The organism is Stenotrophomonas sp. 82F1 (assembly GCF_056861525.1).
Map to the genome: position 1 here is coordinate 142181 of NZ_JBSPUD010000001.1, position 16059 is coordinate 158239.

General features: G+C 66.1%; 15 protein-coding genes. 4 read left to right on the forward strand and 11 right to left on the reverse strand.

Annotation, left to right across the window (positions count from 1 at the left end; genetic code table 11):
* Positions 1 to 399 precede the first annotated feature (399 nt).
* The 3 genes from AC13GI_RS00585 (at position 400) to AC13GI_RS00595 (ending at position 4650) form a co-directional block, all read left to right on the forward strand.
* Positions 400 to 2622: a methyl-accepting chemotaxis protein gene (locus AC13GI_RS00585; RefSeq protein ID WP_482995212.1), complete on the forward strand. Its 2223-nt coding sequence runs from the start codon at positions 400 to 402 to the stop codon at positions 2620 to 2622.
* A gap of 154 nt (positions 2623 to 2776) precedes the next feature.
* Positions 2777 to 3145, forward strand: coding sequence for a glycine zipper 2TM domain-containing protein (locus AC13GI_RS00590; protein WP_025873797.1), 369 nt, complete (start codon positions 2777 to 2779; stop codon positions 3143 to 3145).
* 218 nt (positions 3146 to 3363) lie between these two features.
* Positions 3364 to 4650 (forward strand): hypothetical protein, encoded by a 1287-nt coding sequence (locus tag AC13GI_RS00595; RefSeq protein WP_482995213.1) that lies wholly within the window; start codon positions 3364 to 3366, stop codon positions 4648 to 4650.
* Between the two features lie 47 nt (positions 4651 to 4697).
* Here AC13GI_RS00595 and AC13GI_RS00600 read toward each other — a convergent pair whose 3' ends face one another.
* From AC13GI_RS00600 to AC13GI_RS00620, 5 genes are all read right to left on the reverse strand, one after another.
* Positions 4698 to 5825 (reverse strand): ABC transporter permease, encoded by a 1128-nt coding sequence (locus AC13GI_RS00600; RefSeq protein WP_482995214.1) that lies wholly within the window; start codon positions 5823 to 5825, stop codon positions 4698 to 4700.
* A complete protein-coding gene (locus tag AC13GI_RS00605; RefSeq protein ID WP_482995215.1) occupies positions 5822 to 7009 on the reverse strand; it encodes an ABC transporter permease in 1188 nt (395 codons plus the stop codon). The genes AC13GI_RS00600 and AC13GI_RS00605 overlap by 4 nt, the downstream gene beginning before the upstream one ends.
* The gene (locus tag AC13GI_RS00610) at positions 6994 to 8007 is read right to left on the reverse strand and encodes an HlyD family secretion protein (protein WP_482995216.1); all 1014 of its coding nucleotides are present in this window, start codon (positions 8005 to 8007) and stop codon (positions 6994 to 6996) included. The genes AC13GI_RS00605 and AC13GI_RS00610 overlap by 16 nt, the downstream gene beginning before the upstream one ends.
* Positions 8000 to 9376 carry a TolC family protein gene (locus AC13GI_RS00615; RefSeq protein WP_482995217.1) on the reverse strand — a complete coding sequence of 459 codons (1377 nt, stop codon included), beginning with the start codon at positions 9374 to 9376 and terminating at the stop codon, positions 8000 to 8002. The genes AC13GI_RS00610 and AC13GI_RS00615 overlap by 8 nt, the downstream gene beginning before the upstream one ends.
* A gap of 111 nt (positions 9377 to 9487) precedes the next feature.
* Positions 9488 to 10381 (reverse strand): LysR family transcriptional regulator ArgP, encoded by an 894-nt coding sequence (locus tag AC13GI_RS00620; RefSeq protein ID WP_482995218.1) that lies wholly within the window; start codon positions 10379 to 10381, stop codon positions 9488 to 9490.
* Between the two features lie 104 nt (positions 10382 to 10485).
* Between AC13GI_RS00620 and AC13GI_RS00625 the strand changes: the two genes are divergently transcribed.
* Complete coding sequence (locus AC13GI_RS00625; protein WP_180164055.1) at positions 10486 to 11100, forward strand: LysE/ArgO family amino acid transporter; 615 nt, start codon at positions 10486 to 10488, stop codon at positions 11098 to 11100.
* On the opposite strand, the gene map is transcribed toward AC13GI_RS00625, so the two are convergent.
* From map to AC13GI_RS00655, 6 genes are all read right to left on the reverse strand, one after another.
* Positions 11097 to 11879, reverse strand: coding sequence for a type I methionyl aminopeptidase (gene map, locus AC13GI_RS00630; protein WP_482995219.1), 783 nt, complete (start codon positions 11877 to 11879; stop codon positions 11097 to 11099). The two genes, AC13GI_RS00625 and map, sit on opposite strands and share 4 nt — an antisense overlap.
* A 10-nt stretch (positions 11880 to 11889) precedes the next feature.
* The gene (locus AC13GI_RS00635) at positions 11890 to 12102 is read right to left on the reverse strand and encodes a ParD-like family protein (RefSeq protein ID WP_025873788.1); all 213 of its coding nucleotides are present in this window, start codon (positions 12100 to 12102) and stop codon (positions 11890 to 11892) included.
* Positions 12103 to 12169: 67 nt separating this feature from the next.
* Positions 12170 to 12529 carry a bleomycin resistance protein gene (locus tag AC13GI_RS00640; protein WP_482995220.1) on the reverse strand — a complete coding sequence of 120 codons (360 nt, stop codon included), beginning with the start codon at positions 12527 to 12529 and terminating at the stop codon, positions 12170 to 12172.
* Positions 12530 to 12666: 137 nt separating this feature from the next.
* Positions 12667 to 13551: a hypothetical protein gene (locus AC13GI_RS00645; RefSeq protein WP_482995221.1), complete on the reverse strand. Its 885-nt coding sequence runs from the start codon at positions 13549 to 13551 to the stop codon at positions 12667 to 12669.
* Positions 13552 to 13554: 3 nt separating this feature from the next.
* Positions 13555 to 14619, reverse strand: a complete 1065-nt coding sequence (locus tag AC13GI_RS00650; RefSeq protein ID WP_482995222.1) for a GNAT family N-acetyltransferase — start codon at positions 14617 to 14619, stop codon at positions 13555 to 13557.
* A 32-nt stretch (positions 14620 to 14651) separates the two neighbouring features.
* Positions 14652 to 16052 carry an aspartate aminotransferase family protein gene (locus AC13GI_RS00655; RefSeq protein WP_099821090.1) on the reverse strand — a complete coding sequence of 467 codons (1401 nt, stop codon included), beginning with the start codon at positions 16050 to 16052 and terminating at the stop codon, positions 14652 to 14654.
* Positions 16053 to 16059: the final 7 nt, after the last annotated feature.

Consider the following 16059-nt stretch of genomic DNA (forward strand, 5'->3'; position numbering starts at 1 on the left):
CGGTGTCCTGGGCAAGGCCCACGTCGACCACTTCCGCGAGCACGCGTGACCCTGTCTGCATGATCGAACCGAACCTGATTCCGTGCGGATGCGTTGTCGATGCAGGTGTCATGAAGCCGTGAACCCTCGACGAAACACAGCAGGAGGTTCTGCTGCAGGGCATCGGACAGACTGACGTTACCGTTGAGGGGAGCAGGGCTTCTTCTCGATGCGGGCGGTCATTGGCCTGGATGGATAATATTGAGGATTACCCTGCCTGCGAGGCGTTCGGGCCCGATATATATATCAAAGAGTGTTTGAACGGATTCACTTTGATGAGGATTCGAAGCGTAAAACTTCCTTAAAGTTTCCCCCCGTCGAGCCGCCATCGAAGGTAGGGCCACGATCAAGGGAATTGAGATGCTCGCCTTACGCAACCTCCGTGTGGGATCCCGGCTTTCTGCCGGCTTCGGTCTGCTGTTGCTGTTCATCATGGCCATCGTCGGCCTGGTGTTGTACGGAAACCATTTGAAGTCCGCCCAGTTCGAGAAAGTAGTGGGCGTGAACATGGTCAAGATGCGGTTGTTGAACGACATGCTTGATACCAACAACGCGGTGCTGATGCATCGCCGTCTGATGGTGATCAAGCGTGGCGAGGAGTTCGACAAGGATTACCAGCGGGCGCAGGAACTGAGCCGTACCTACGACGGCATCTGGGACAAGTACGTCAAGATTCCCCGCGATGCCACCGGCGACACGTTGGTGGCGCAGATCGCGGCGGCACGCAAGGCGACCGATGTGTCCACCCAGCAACTGCACGAGCGGATGAAGGCGGGCGACTACGACGGTGCAGCCACCGAACTGCTGGCCGAGCACGGTCTGGCCACGGCCTGGAATGGAGCGATTTCCAGCCTGCTGCGGCACCAGGAAGCCCTGACCGAACGCAGCCGTGAGGAATACCGCGCCACGGAAGCGTGGACGGGAACCCTGTCCATCGCCTTCGGTGTGCTCAGCCTGATCCTCGGTGCACTGGCTGCGTGGGCGATCACCCGCAGCCTGACCCGGCCCTTGGCGGGTGCGGTGAAGCTGGCCGATGGTATCGCCAACGGTCGCCTGGACAACGTCATCGATGCCTCGGGCAATGACGAGGTGACCCAGTTGCTGAAATCCATGCAGCGCATGCAGGGGCAGTTGCAGGCGGTGATGGCGGCGCAGGGCGAGATGGCGCGGCAGCATGATGACGGCAGCCTGGGCTATCGCATGGACGAGAGCGCCTTCCCCGGCGATTACGGGCGGATGGTGCATGACACCAACGCACTGGTGGGTTCGCACGTGCAGGTGCAGAACCGCCTGATCGAGGTGATGAAGCACTACGCGCGCGGCGACCTGTCGGTGGACATGGATCGCCTTCCGGGCGAGAAGGCGGCGATCACCCAGGCCATGGACGAGACCAAGTCCAGCCTGTCGGCCATCAACGGCGAGATCCGCCGGCTGGCCACAGCCGCGGCCGCCGGCGATTTCAGCCTGCGAGGCGACGAAACACGCTTCGAGCACGATTTCGGCGAGATGGTGACCGGCTTGAACCGGTTGATGCAGACCACCGATGAGAATCTGGTGCAGGTGTCGAGCCTGCTGCAGGCGATCTCGCGCGGCGATCTGACCGTGCGCATGCAGGGCGATTTCCACGGTGTGTTCGCCCGTATGCGCGACGACTGCAATGCCACCGTCGAGCAGCTCACCCAGATCGTCGGCCGTATCCAGGCCAGCGCATCCAGCATCAATCTGGCAGCGGGGGAGATCGCCTCGGGCAATACCGATCTGTCGCGGCGTACCGAGCAGCAGGCGGCCAATCTGGAAGAGACGGCAGCGTCGATGGAGGAACTGACCTCCACGGTGAAACAGAACGCCGAACACGCGCGCCAGGCCAACCAGTTGGCCATCGGTGCACATGGGGTGGCCTCGCAGGGCGGCGAGGTGGTCGGCCAGGTGGTGACCACCATGACGGCCATCGAAGCGTCGTCGAAGAAGATCGCCGAGATCATCAGTGTGATTGATGGCATCGCCTTCCAGACCAACATCCTGGCGCTCAACGCCGCCGTGGAAGCGGCGCGTGCGGGTGAGCAGGGCAGGGGCTTTGCCGTGGTGGCCAGTGAGGTGCGCACGCTGGCTCAGCGCTCGGCGGGTGCGGCCAAGGAGATCAAGGGACTGATCGAAGAGTCCGTGGGCAAGGTATCCGACGGCTCGGCGCTGGTGCGTCAGGCGGGCACCACGATGGGCGAGATCGTCGCGTCGGTGCAGCGGGTGACCGACATCATGGCCGAGATCTCGGCGGCCTCGCAGGAGCAGAGCTCGGGCATCGAGCAGGTCAATCAGACCGTGATGCAGATGGACGAAACCACCCAGCAGAATGCTGCGCTGGTGGAAGAGGCCAGCGCTGCAGCACGTTCGATGGAGGAGCAGGCCAACCTGCTGGCCGAGGCGGTGTCGGTGTTCCGCACCGGGGCTTCGGTGGCGGCGGCAGCGGTCCGGCCGATGTTGGCAGCGGTGGCCGCGAGCGTGCCGCCGGTGCGTCGCGTGACCGGCGTGCCGCCGCGGATCGCGCCGTCGCTCGCGGCCAACACGGGTGGGTGGGAAGAGTTCTAAGCCGGTTGGGAGACGGCGCCCATCGCGATGCTGGTCGCGATGGGCGCATTTTTGTTTCCTGAACCGATGGTGGCCGCTCAACCCCCGCAGACGCGGATTTCACCTGCAGTTGCCACCCGCAGGCAGACACTTGCGCCATACCGGAGCACAGGAGATGGCCATGAAGACCTCGACCCGATTGATGGTGCTGGGCACCCTGCTGGCGGCGTCGTCCGTTGCTGGCGCACAGAATTACGGCCCGCGTGATGAAGGCCGCAAGTTCAACGATGGCAGCCGCGTGGTCTGCAAGAACGTGGAAGTGCAGCGCAATACCCGCGATCCCAACCGCATCACCGGCACCGCCACGGGCGCCGTGGTCGGTGGCCTGCTGGGCAACCAGGTAGGCGGCGGCAACGGCAAGAAACTGGCGACGGTTGCCGGTGCCGTGGCGGGCGGCGCGGCCGGCCGGCAGATCCAGGGCAACCATCAGCAGAAGACCGGCGACCGTGTGGTCGAGCGCCGTTGTGAGCGCGTCTACCGCTGATCCCCCATGCGATAACCCCTTCCACACCGCTGTACCCGAACGCCGGCCCTGTGCCGGCGTTCTTCGTTTCCGGTGCCGTTCCGTGAAGCAGGGCGCATGCCTATACTGCGCCGACCCCCAGGGATGAATCGCCAGTGAACGAGTCCAGTGCTGTAGACCGTCGGGAACCGTCCGATGTTGCCGATGCAGTGCCTCGCACGACAGCCAGCTACTCCCGCGTGCGCGACCGCACCGACGAGCTGGAGCTGTTCATTTCCGGTCTGCTCGCCTTCGCACTGCTGGCCGTGCCGGGCTATCTGTTCGACGCGTGGGCGCGCAGCAGCCTGCATACCGAAGGGGTCTATTTCCAGGCGTTATGGTTCGCCTTCAGCATCGGCGTGGGCATGTGCTACGTGCTGGCGGTGGCCTTGATCATCCACCTGGCGGTGCGCGGCTACTGGATCGGCCTGATCGGTCTGAAATCGCACTTCCCCAACGGCATCGACTGGGATCGACTGACGATGCTGGGGCCGTTCTCACGCGCGTTCCTGAAGCAACGCGACGGCGGGCTCGACGGCACCATCGAACGTGCGGACCGGCTTGCCACCATGCTGTTCTCGAGCACGCTGCTGTGCGTGCAGACCCTGGCCGGCACGCTGGTGGTGGCGATCGTCTCGCTCGGCGTGGCGATGGCCATCGGTGCCGCCTTCGGCGATGTCGATCGCATCACGCTGGCGATTGTCGCAGTACTGATGGTTGGCCTGCTTGGGCTGGCGATGGTGCCGATGCTGCTGGAGAAGTCGATCGCGCGGCGCCACGCGCGGGGCCTGGACACCGCACGGCAGGAGAAGCGGCTGCAGTCGGTGCTGGCGGGTCTGCAGCGGGTACCGATGCTGCGCCTGCTGCAGACCATGCAGTGGACCCTGCAGAGCAACCTGCGCGGCCGCTCGTTCACCGTGATCTATATATCGGCGGTAATGCTGGCGATGGTGCTCGCTGCCCTGCAGGTGTACGGCTCGATGAAGTTCTCGCTGTTCAACCGCTACAGCGTGATGACCGAAGAAGCGGTGGACCACGGCATGCTTGGCGCGCACTACGAATCGCTGCGCTCGGCGCATGACCAGCTGCTGCCCTATCCGATGATTCCGGCCGATACCATCAGTGCATCGCGGTTGCGGCTGTTCATTCCGCACCGTCCGCAGCGTGACAATCCGGTGGCACGGCAGCGCTGTGCGGGCGGTGCCCGCAACGAAGCGCAGGGTGCACAGGCGGCGACGGCAGCGGTGAACTGCATGGCGCTGCTGTGGACGGTGCAGCTCGATGGCGGCAAGGTCGACCTGCATGATTTCGTGCCGATGGAGCGCCGCGACCTCGACATGCGCGGGCTGGTGGGCTACCTGCCGATGGCGGACCTGAAGCCGGGCCGGCATGACCTGCGACTGGTCTGGAACGCCGACGGCGGCGAACGTGGCCCCAGCCGCCGCCGCGAATACAACATCCCGTTCTGGTACGCGCCGGAGCCTTAAAAAAGGGAACGGAGGGGATCCAGTCGGTTTCTCCCCTCCCGCGCCGGTTACGACTTGATCCCCTCCGTCCCCTTTTTGCCGTGCAGGCGCCAGAGGGCGAGGGCGCCGTACAGCACCAGCAGCACGGCCAGGGTGATCAGTTCGTGGCTGACCTCGGCCAGGCTGGCGTCCATCTGGTTGAGTCGCACCATCAGGTTGATGCCGGAGGTGGTCGGCAGCAGTTGTGCCAGCCACACCAGTGGGCACGGCGTCATCACCGCCGGCCAGGACAGGCTGGCCAGGAAGAACAGCGGGATGGAGGTGGCGATGATGTACTGGAAGGCGCGTTCGCGCGTGCGGAAGAAGCTGCCGACGAACAGGCCGAACGCCACTGTGGCAGCGATGAACAGCGTACCGCCGAGCAGCTGGCCGAGCGGGTTGCCGCCACGCGGATAGTCCTGAACCCAGGCGGTGAAGCCGGCGTACCAGAACAGCCCGAACAGCCCGATCAGGCCGAAGCCGAGGGCCATGCCGGTCAGGGTGGGCAGGTCGAACCGCAGGCGCCGGCCCAGCACCAGCCGGCGACCGCCGAGCAGGACGCCGATGCCCATCAGCAGCGTCTGGTGCACGATCAGTTCGGCCACGCCGGGCACGATCGCGCTGCCATAGCCTTCCTGCGTGTTGAACAACGGCCGCTGCACGAGAGTGATCGGTGGCGCCTGTGGCGCGCCCATGAACGCGGCCTGGGTGACTGCCGCTTCGCGGCCGAACGCGCCCAGTGCATCCGCCACGCTGCCCAGCACCCAGCTGGCGCGACCAAGATAGGCGCCGTTGCCGAGCAGTACCAGCTTGGCCGGATGGCCACGCAGGATGTCGCGCTCCAGGTTGGCCGGGATCAGCACGATGCCTTCGGCATGGCCGGCTTCCAGCTGTGCACGCGCTTGCTGCAGATCGGCTGGTTGCCCGACCACATGCGCCACGCGCAGCGAATCGAGCTTGCGCAGCAGTTCGCGGCTGGTCGCGCTGTGGTCTTCATCAACCACCAGCACGGGCAGGTTGCCAGCCACCTGGTGGCGATAGGCGGCGGGGTAGAAGAACGAGTACAGAATCACCGCGCCGACCATCACTACGATCGCATAGCGGTCGCAGAGCACGGCCAGCAGGGTCTGCCGCAGGCTCTGCCAGATCCGGCTCATGCGCCAGCCCCGGCGGGTTGCGCGGCCTGCGGCGTGCGCGCGAACGCCAGCAGGCGCCAGCCGCCGATGCCGCCGGCGACCAGGATCATCAGCAGCAGCGTGGCCAGCGGCCACAGCGACACCGCCAGTGGCGAGCCTATGAACTGCTGCTGGGTCTGCAGCTTGATGTAGGCGCTGAGTGGCAGCAGCAGGTGCCAGACGCGGGTGAACAACGGCGCGTCGATCACCGGGAACGTGGCGCTGGAAAAGGCCAGTGCGGTGCCGATGCTCAGACCCACTGCGGACAGGGCCGTGCCCATGTCGCGGGTAACGCCAACGAAGAACAGTGCATAGGCTGCGGTGGCCAGGTAGAACAGTGGCTGCGCGAACAGCAGCAGAACCACACTGCCGGCGATGCCGTCGCCGCGCAGCCAGGCCAGGTAGGCCGCGCCCAGTGCACCGTACAACGAGAACAGCAGGACGTAGGGCAGTACCTTGCCGGCAATGGCCGACCATGGCGCGTGGCCCAGCCAGGCGGGCAGGGTGCCGTCGCGGATCTCGCGGCCGAGGCTGCCGGCCACCGCCAGCGCCAGTACCAGCGACAGCACCGCCGGGAAGATCAGCGGCAGCAGGAACAGCTCGTAGCTGCGTGCCGGATTGAACAGAATGTCCGACTGCACCGCGATGGGCGCGGCACGCAGCTTGCCCGGCCCGACCTGCAGGCCGATGCGTTCGCGCAGTAGGCGCGCATTCCATGCCGATACCGCATCGCCGATATCACGCGCAGCGGACTGGCCGGTGGTCATGTAGGTGGCGCTGTAATAGGAAAACACCGTGCCCTGCCTGCCGCGCAGCGCTTGGCGGGTCACATCGCGCGGCACCAGCACCACCGCGAACACCTCCAGCCGGCGCAGCTGCGCGCGTGCCTCCTCCATGCCCGCCGGTTGGCTGGCGATGCGCACACCGGGGCTGGCATCCAGCATGCGCAGCAGCAGGCGGCTGTCGCTGCTGTGGTCAAGGTCGACCACGGCAATCGGCACATCGCGCATCACCGATGCGGAGAACATCCAGGCCATCACCACCAGCATCAACAGCGGCAGCACGGTGACCAGTGCAAGGTCTGCGCGGTTGCTGCGCAACCGGCGCAATTCGCGCTGCCATGAGCTGCCGAAGCTGCTGCGGCTGGTGTTCAGTGCTGCGGCCATGCGAACAGCACGCTCATGCCGGGGCGGAAGCCCTCGATGCGGCGTACCGGGCGCACCCGCACTTCGAAGCTGCGCACGTCATAGCCCGATGACTGACGGGTGGTGCGCCAGGTGGCGTAGTCGCCCGCAGGATTGATGAAGTAGACCTCGAATTCGTCGTCCTTGCCGAGCGCCGGCACGCTGCCACGCAGCTTGCTGCCGACCTTCAGGCCCTGCATCTGCGATTCGCGCAGGTTCATCGACACCCACATGCGGTCGATGTCGACCAGGGTGAACACCGGGTAGCCGGCCGGGACCAGTTCGCCCGGGTCGGCCATGCGTTTGTTGATCTCACCGGCCACCGGTGCGCGACCTTCCACTTCAACGCGTGCAGCGTTGACTTCCGCCACCGCGCCCTGCGCCTGCTGCACCTGACCCTGTGCGGCACGCTTGTCCTGCTCGCGCGCACCGGCCAATGCCATGTCGTACTGAGCGCGGGCGGCGCGGGCCAGTTCGCGCGAGCTGGTGGCCTGGGCCGCCGCTTCATCGCGCTTCTGCCGGCTCATCACCCCTTCGTTGAACAGGTTCTGCACGCGCCGGTAGGTGGCTTCGGCGAGGGTGGCACCGGCTTCGGCGCGCTTCCAGTTGGCTTCGGCCGCGCGGATGTCTTCGCTGCGTGCGCCGTCGTTGGCCTTGTCGGCCACCGCCTGCGCCGCGGCCAGCGCGCCGTGCGCCTGCTGTTCCTTGGCTGCGACTTCGGGGCTGTCGAGCAGGAACAGCACCTGCCCAGCCTGCACGCGGTCGCCCTCGCGCACCTTCAGTTCGGCCACGCGCGCTGTGATCTTGGCCGACACGTTGAGGGTGTCGGCGTCGGCCATGCCCTGGATCTGGTCGGCGGGGCTGCGCCAGGCCAGCCACAGGCCCAGCACCACTGCCACCAGCAGCACCACCAGTAGAATCGGCCCCAGCCGGCGCTTGCCCGGGGGCGTCGTTGCTTCGTCGTGCAACACATCACTCATGATCAATTACCTCGTCTGCACGCCGCCGATGGTCTTCGAAGCGGTCCATCTGTCCACTCACCTCGAGCAGTTGTGCCAAGGCGATATCGTATTGGTAGGCGGCCTGCGCACGTTCGACGCGGGCACCGCCGAGGCCGAGCCGCGCATCGATCACGTCCAGCGAGGTGGCCTGGCCTTCGCGGAAGGCGAGCTCCTGCAGGCGCAGATTCTCGTCGGCCTGGGTGATGCTGCTGTCCAGCAGCACGAACTGCTGGCGTGCGGTTTCCAGCTCGTTCCAGGCCTTGCGCACACCGAGTGCAACCTGGTTCTCGGCCTCGCGCAGGCCGGCCTCGGCCTGTTCCTGCTGCGCGCGTGCTGCACTGATCTGTGCCGGCCGTGAGTTCGGCGACAGGAAGGTGTACTTCAGGCCGATGCCGAATGCCCAGTCCGGATCGGTCAGCATTTCGTCGCGGCGACGGAAATCGTACTGGCCAAACAGGAATACCGTTGGCTTGAGCTTGGCCTGCTGCACGCGCACGCCCTGTTCGGCCTGCGCGACGATCGCCCGCAGGCGCGCGATCTGCGGCTGCCGTGCCTGTGCGGTGCGCTCGAAGCTGGCGACCGGTTCCAGCGGGGTGCGCTGCACGAACAGCGGAGACAACGGCTGCACATCGCCGCCACTGCGCAGCAGGGTGGCCAGCGCAGCCTTCAGCGTGGCCAGGTCATTGAGCGTCTTCTGGTATTCGCGCTCGGCCTTGTCGCGGGCGACGGTGGCCTGCAGGCGCTGTGCGCGGGTAGCGAAGCCTTCGCGTTCCAGTTTCTCCGCATCGGACAGGTGGCGATTGAGGCCATCGCGTACATCGCGGCGCACGACCACCGCCTGTTCGGCAAGGCGCTGGCCGAAGTAGGCCTGGGCCAGCTGCACGGTCAGCGACTGCCGCTGCGCTTCGCGCTCGGCGCTGGCCTGTTCGCTGGCTGCGCCGGCAGCACGCTGCGCGGCGGGAATCAGGCCGCCGGTGTACAACGGCAGCACTGCAGTGACCACCGGCCGCGTGCGCCAGTCGCGTTCGGTGAACGACAGCGGCGAGTCGATGCCAAAGGCCTCGGCCACCGGTGCCAGTGAGCCCAGCGGCAGGGTCAGTGTCTTCTGGAACTGCAATCGCCGCACTTCGCCGGTGATCTCCGGCAGGCGCAGCAGGCGGGTGGCTTCCTGCAGTTCTTCCTTGTTGCGCACGCCGGCATCAGCAGCGGCCAGTGCGTCGGAGACCTGTTCCAGCCGCTGCCGCGCCTGTTCCCATTCCAGTGCGGGAGGCGCGCTGGTCTGCGCCGCCGCAGCCAGCGGCAGGCTGGCCAGCAGGGCCAAACCGGCAGCGCTGAGTGCGCGGTGCATCCTTGTCCGTGGGCAGCTCAGGCGCATGCCGTTCCTGTAGTGAAGAAGTGGGCAAACGGTAGTGGTCCGCGCGTGAAGCCGGGGTCTGCGGTAGTCTGGATCATTCTCTTTTCAACGTAGGGTGTTGCCAGCGGCGGTGCGCAGCGCCTGGGTGATGTGCTGCAGCGTGCTCGATCGCACGGCGGCATGCTGCCAGAACAAGGGTACGTCGAGCCAGCGACGAGGTTCCAGCACCACCACCTGCCCGGCCTGTACCGCTGGCGTGACCAGGGCCTCCGGAGCAAGGCACCAGCCGAGCCCGCGCGCGGCAGCGTCGACGAAGCCGGTGGAGGAGGGCAGGTAGTGTACGGGCGGTTGCAGGCGTGCGCGGGTCAACCTGCGCAGGAAGCGCCATTGCAGTTCATCCTTGCGGTTGAACACGATCATCGGCGCCGACGCCAACGCGTCGGCCTGCATGCCCTTGCTGAAGTGGCGCCGCGCAAAGACCGGTGAGGCGATGGCGTGGTAACGCATCGCGCCCAGCGGATGCACGTTGCAGCCCTTCTGGGGGCTGCGTTCGGCGGTGACCGCGCCCAGCACGCTGCCGTTGCGCAGCAGTTCCAGGGTGTGGTCCTGGTCGTCCATGCGCAGGTCGAACAGGTAGCCGTGGCGCTGGTGCAGTTCGGCGATTGCGGCGACGAACCAGGTATCCAGCGAATCGTCGTTGACCGCCAGCGGGATCGGCGTGCGGGTGGCATCGCTGCCGCGTTCAGGCAGCAGTTCGGCCAGCGCTTCGGCCTGCAGCGTCTGCATCGGCCGCACCCGCCGCAGCAGCACTTCACCGGCAGCGGTAGGCCGGCACGGCGCCTGCCGCACCACCAGCACCTGGCCCAGCCGGTCCTCAAGCGCCTTGATCCGTTGCGACAGCGCCGACGGGCTGATCGACAGGCGGCGTGCGGCGGCCTCGAAGCTGCCTTCTTCGAGCACCGCGGTGAAGGCGCTCAACTGCGGATGTACCAGATCCACGCGGTGCCTCTTCAGTTTTTCTGCACAGGATAAAGAAAAATCAGCTGGCCTTAACGGGTCCGTTGGTTGCACCCTGCGCCTCCTGTCACGGTGGAGAGGGTCGGATGTGGATTGCTGCGGCCTTGGCCGGCCTGTTTGCGGGTGCTGGCCTGATCATCGCCATCGGTGCGCAGAACGCCTTCGTGCTGCGGCAGGGGCTGCAGCGTCGCTACGTGGGCATGGTGGTGCTGGCCTGCATGGGCGCGGACATCGCGCTGATCCTCGCTGGCGTGGGCGGCATGGGAGCACTGGTGCTGCAATGGCCGCTGCTGTTGCAGGTGCTGCGCTTCGGCGGGGCCGCCTTCCTGCTGTGCTATGGCCTGCAGGCCGGGCTGCGCGCATGGCGAGGTGGCAGCGCGCTGGCCGCGGCCGATGCCAGTGGTGGCAGCCGGCGGCAGGTGCTGCTGGCCTGCCTGGCCTTCACCCTGCTCAACCCGCACGTCTACCTGGATACGATGGTGTTGCTGGGCAGCCTGTCCACGCGCTATCCGGGTGAGCTGCGCTGGGCGTTCGCGGCGGGCGCCTGCGTGGCCAGCGTGCTCTGGTTCTGCGGGCTGGGGTTCGGTGCCCGGTTGCTGCAGCCGGTGTTCCGCAACGCGGCCGCATGGCGGTTGCTGGATGCAGGCGTGGCCGCCTTCATGCTGTGCCTGGCGCTGCTGTTGCTGCTGCGTCCGCTCTAGGCCGCATCCACCGCGCACAATGGGGTTTCATCGGGGCGCAGGGTCAGCACGCGCACACCGCTGCGGGTCACGGCTACGGTGTGCTCGAACTGCGCTGACAGCTTGCCGTCGCGCGTGTACACCGGCCATTCGTCGGGCTGTTGGCGGATCGCAGGCTTGCCCTGGTTGAGCATCGGCTCGATGGTGAACACCATGCCTTCCTGCAGTTCCATGCCGGTGCCGGCATGGCCGTAATGCAGGATCTGTGGCTCCTCGTGCATCTCCTGGCCGATACCGTGGCCGCAGTATTCCTTGACCACGCTGTAGCCGTGGCTGCGGGCATGGCGGGCGATGGCGTGGCCGATATCGCCCAGGCGCGCGCCGGGCCGCACAGCGGCGATGCCCTTCCACATGGCCTGGTAGGTCACCTGCACCAGCTTGCGCGCGGCGTAGTCGACTTCACCCACCAGATACGTGGTGCTGGAATCGGCGATGTAGCCGTTCTTCTCCAGCGTGATGTCGAGGTTGACGATCTGGCCATTGCGCAGCACGTCATCGGCCGACGGCATGCCGTGGCAGATGACGTTGTCGATCGAGGCATTCAGCACGTACGGGAAACCGTACTGCCCTTTGCTGGCGGGCCGTGCCTGCAGGTCGTCGACGATCATGCGTTCGACGATGTCGTTGATCTCCAGCGTGCTGCGGCCCTGCAGGGGCAGGGCATCGAGCATGGCGAAGACCTGCGCCAGCAGTCGCCCGGACTCGGCCAGGCGGCCGATCTCGTCGGGGCGCTTGATCATGGCCATCGGCTCAGGCCCGCCCGGGCGCAAGCAGCTGCGGCTGCACGCCGGCGGCGCGCAGTTCGCTGGCGACGACGTCCTGGAAGCTCAGGGTCGGGTTCATCTCGCACAGCATGCCGACCCGGATCCAGAATGTGGCCTGGGCATTGATCGAGCGGTTGGAGACGGTGCAGGCACGGCGCAGCTGGTCGTGCAGGGTGTCATCGATGTTGACGATGCCCATGGGCGTTCTCGACAGGGAATATATGAAGCGTATACGAAACGTATATTCCCGCTCAAGCCGGTGGCACTCAGGCTGCGTCCGTGGCGAAGCGCAGGCGGTTGCCGTCCGGATCGACGATCAGCATTTCCCGGCTTCCCCAATCGGTATCGTGTGGCGGCTGCTCGATGGGTACCCCCGCAGCGCTGAACGCGCGGTGCAGGGCATCGACGTCGGCGACGATGAAATACACCGCGCCGCCCACTTCGCAGTCACCGCTGTGTTCGGTCAGGAAGATCGTCTGGCCCTCGCGGGTGAGCTGGGCGAACAGCGGCAAGCCGGGTTCGAAGCGGTGCTCCCAGTCGACGACGAAGCCCAGGCCCTGCACGTAGAACGGCAGGCTGGTATCGGCATGGCGCATGCGCAGCTGCGGGATGACGGTCTGGGGCATGACGGCGGCTCCGGGGGCGGGAACCCAGTGTAGTGCCGAGCCATGCTCGGCTATCGCCATTTGTAGAGTCGAGCCGTGCTCGGCTTCTGTTCGCGGTCCCCTGAGCCGAGCATGGCTCGACTCTACAAAAAAAGCACTCAGCAGGCAGTCGGCACTGCGGCCATCGCCGCCAGCAGTTCGCGGTTCACCTGCTGGTGCTGCTGCTGCCATGCCGGCAGATCATCGGCGCTGATGTCGGGCTGCCCATCCAGCGACGACAGCCAGCGCTTGAAACGGCTCTGATAGTTGGCCAGTGACACCTCGCCGGTGATATCGCTGCCCACCAGTCCACCGGTGCGCAGGGCCTCGATCACCATCAGTGCGTGTTCAAGCTGGAAGCGGCCCTGGTCCCAGTTGCTGCGCGCTACCTCTTCGGCGAACACATCCTTGTCGATCGATAGATAGGTGGGTCGCGGCGCCTGCGCCTGTTCGGCGGCGAACGCTGCAACCAGCGCCTCGGGATGTTCGAAGCGGCGGAAGGCGCCTGCCATGCCCATGCGGCTGGCCCAGCCCACATCCACGTCCATGCACCAATAGGTCAGCCGTCGCCCCAGCAAGGGCCGCCAGTGGTTCTCCCACGCGTGGCCCCGGCCGATATCGGTGGAGGTGATGCCCAGCACGTGCACATGCGATACCTGCGGCAATGCGGCGGCGGCATTCACCCAGGAACCGCAGTGCATGCCGAAGGGAAAGCGCATGTTGTCCGGGTGGTTGTCCAGTACTACCAGCTGGAACGGGGCGCGTGTGTGCAGGCGCTGCAGCAGTGGCAGGCTGAGATGGTGGAAGTCGCCGCTGCCGAGCATGACCGTGCCGAGTTGTGCCGGCAACGGCAACAGAACGTCATCGGCGAAGCGCGCCAGCGTGGCGTTGCGGCAGGCAAAACGCAGCCGGTCATGCCAGTGCTGCAGCGCGAACGTGCGTGCCTGCGGCAACGGCAGTACGCCACCATCGAGGTCGAGGATCAGCGGGGGACGCAGCTGCATCGGTCACCCCCCTCCATCCGGCTCAGCCTGCAGGTGCGGGGCCAGCCTGCGCAGGGCGGCGCGCAGCAGCGGCGAACGCGCATGCACCGCATGCACGGTGGAAGTGAAGCGGGCACCCAGTTCGGCCTTGATGCGGGAATCGGTCCAGCCGGCGACGTAGTGGCTGAGGCCGTGCTGCATCGCGTACTCCAGGTTGTGCATCCAGCTGACCGAGTACAGGTTGTGGTCGCGCGACTGCGGATAGGACAGGCCGATGTACTTGTCCACCAGCTTGCCGGCGTGCACGTAGCACAGGTTCCAGCCGATCAGCTCGCCGTTGTGACGGTAGAGGAACAAGCGCCCCTGGCCCTGCGTGTCTGCCAGCAGGTGCTGGAAGAAGGGCAGGTCGAGCTGGTCGAAATGCACGGCGCTCTGTGCATACACCTGCAGGTACAGCGCGTGCAGTTCGGCCTGCAGCCTTGGCTCGGCAAGGGCGGGGTCGCCGGTAGCGATACAGTCGATCTGCAAGTGGGCACGCGAGCGCAGTTTGCGCCGGATGTTCTTGCGCCGCGCCGTGGACAGGCGTGCCAGGTAGGCGTCGATGTCATCGAAATCGATCGCCACCCATGCCAGTGGCATGCCTTCCAGCTGGATGAACCCACGTTCCAGCAGCGCCTGCAGGAACGCCTGGCTGTGTGCGTTGGCCGCATCGTCCAGCAAGGGCGAATCGATTGCCAGGTCCTTGACCACCAGCAGCCGGCTGTCACCGACGCCGTGGCGCAGCACGTCGTCGGCCAGTGCCGCCGCCGACACATATGCCGGCAGCGGTGTGTACTCGGTGCTGGTGGCACCGATGAACCGCGTCTGCCAGGTCAGCCACGGCCGCCACAGGCGCGACAGCGGCAACCCCAGCAGGCGCGAGCGCAGTGCATCGTCCAGGGTCGTGGTCAGATCCAGCGGTGCACGGAAGCTGGGCAGGCCACTGGGCAGGCGGCTGGCATCAAAGCCCAGGGGCGGGTGGGCCAGGAAGCCCTCCAGCAGCGCGGCCGGTTCCAGCGCGGTGCTGGAAACACGCGGGATCATGTCCATGCGGGGCACGGGAACCGGCAGCGCATTGCAGTTCAGCCCTTGGCCTTGGTCAGCAGCTGGTCCAGCAGGGTGATCGCCAGATCGATCTCTTCGTAGGTGATGTTCAACGAGGGCGCGAAGGTGATCACGTTCTTGTACCAGCCACCGACATCGAGCACGAGGCCCATGCGCTTGCCGTCGTGCAGCAGGTCGCCGGCCAGGCCGATGTCGACCATGCGGTCCAGCAGCTCACGGTTCGGAGTGAAGCCATCGGCGGCGCAGATTTCTGCACGCAGGGCCAGGCCGAGGCCGTCGACATCGCCGATTTCCGGATGGCGTTTCTGCAGGCCGCGCAGGCCGTCGAGGAAGTAGGCGCCCTTCTCCGGCACGGTGCGCTCGTAGTCCATCTCCTTGCCCAGCTTCAGCACTTCCAGGCCCAGGCGCGTACCCAGCGGATTGGAGTTGAAGGTGGAGTGGGTGGAGCCCGGCGGGAACACGGTCGGGTTGATCAGCTCTTCGCGCGCCCACAGGCCCGACAACGGGTTGAGGCCGTTGGTCAGCGCCTTGCCGAACACCAGCACGTCCGGGGTGACACCGAAGTGCTCGATGGACCACAGCTTGCCGGTGCGCCAGAAGCCCATCTGGATTTCATCGACGACCATCAGGATGCCGTACTTGTCCAGCACGCGCTTGAGGCCCTTGAAGAAGTTGCGCGGCGGAATGACATAGCCGCCGGTGCCCTGGATCGGCTCGACGTAGAACGCTGCGTACTCGGCCTGGCCGACCTTGGGGTCCCACACGCCGTTGTATTCGCTTTCGAACAGGCGCTCGAACTGGTGCACGCAGTGGTCGGAGTACTCGTCCGGGGTCATGCCCTTCGGGCGACGGAACGGATACGGGAACGGAATGAACATCGCGCGTTCGCCGAAGTGGCCGTAGCGACGGCGATAGCGGTAGCTGGAGGTGATGGACGAAGCGCCGAGGGTGCGGCCGTGGTAGCCGCCTTCGAACGCGAACATCAGGCTCTTGCCGTTGCGCGCGTTGCGGACGATCTTCAGCGAATCCTCCACCGCCTGCGCACCACCGACGTTGAAGTGCACGCGGCCATCGAGGCCGAACTTCTCGTGCATGTCCACCGCGATGGTCTTGGCCAGCTGCACGCGCGTGGGGTGCAGATACTGGCTGGCGACCTGCGGCAGGGTGTCGATCTGATCCTTCAGCGCATTGTTAAGGCGCTGGTTGGCGTAACCGAAGTTGCACGCCGAGTACCACATCTGCAGATCGAGGTACGGGGTGCCGGCGGCGTCGAACATGTAGCTGCCTTCGCAGCGCTGGAAGATCTTCGGCGGATCGACGTAGTGCACGGTGTCGCCGAAGGAACTGTAGCGGGCTTCGTCTGCCAGCAACTGCGCATCGGTGATGGCGGCATCGGCGTTCTTGTCAAAAATATTCATCGGTTCG

What these genes read in the sequence shown, in the direction of transcription:
- AC13GI_RS00590 (WP_025873797.1), top strand. Translation starts at nt 2,777, where the DNA reads ATGGCCATGAAGACCTCGACCCGATTGATGGTGCTGGGCACCCTGCTG.
- AC13GI_RS00625 (WP_180164055.1), top strand. Translation starts at nt 10,486, where the DNA reads ATGTGGATTGCTGCGGCCTTGGCCGGCCTGTTTGCGGGTGCTGGCCTG.
- AC13GI_RS00585 (WP_482995212.1), top strand. Translation starts at nt 400, where the DNA reads ATGCTCGCCTTACGCAACCTCCGTGTGGGATCCCGGCTTTCTGCCGGC.
- AC13GI_RS00605 (WP_482995215.1), bottom strand. Translation starts at nt 7,009, where the DNA reads ATGGCCGCAGCACTGAACACCAGCCGCAGCAGCTTCGGCAGCTCATGG.
- AC13GI_RS00640 (WP_482995220.1), bottom strand. Translation starts at nt 12,529, where the DNA reads ATGCCCCAGACCGTCATCCCGCAGCTGCGCATGCGCCATGCCGATACC.
- AC13GI_RS00635 (WP_025873788.1), bottom strand. Translation starts at nt 12,102, where the DNA reads ATGGGCATCGTCAACATCGATGACACCCTGCACGACCAGCTGCGCCGT.
- AC13GI_RS00645 (WP_482995221.1), bottom strand. Translation starts at nt 13,551, where the DNA reads ATGCAGCTGCGTCCCCCGCTGATCCTCGACCTCGATGGTGGCGTACTG.
- AC13GI_RS00615 (WP_482995217.1), bottom strand. Translation starts at nt 9,376, where the DNA reads ATGCACCGCGCACTCAGCGCTGCCGGTTTGGCCCTGCTGGCCAGCCTG.
- AC13GI_RS00655 (WP_099821090.1), bottom strand. Translation starts at nt 16,052, where the DNA reads ATGAATATTTTTGACAAGAACGCCGATGCCGCCATCACCGATGCGCAG.
- map (WP_482995219.1), bottom strand. Translation starts at nt 11,879, where the DNA reads ATGATCAAGCGCCCCGACGAGATCGGCCGCCTGGCCGAGTCCGGGCGA.
- AC13GI_RS00650 (WP_482995222.1), bottom strand. Translation starts at nt 14,619, where the DNA reads ATGGACATGATCCCGCGTGTTTCCAGCACCGCGCTGGAACCGGCCGCG.
- AC13GI_RS00600 (WP_482995214.1), bottom strand. Translation starts at nt 5,825, where the DNA reads ATGAGCCGGATCTGGCAGAGCCTGCGGCAGACCCTGCTGGCCGTGCTC.
- AC13GI_RS00610 (WP_482995216.1), bottom strand. Translation starts at nt 8,007, where the DNA reads ATGAGTGATGTGTTGCACGACGAAGCAACGACGCCCCCGGGCAAGCGC.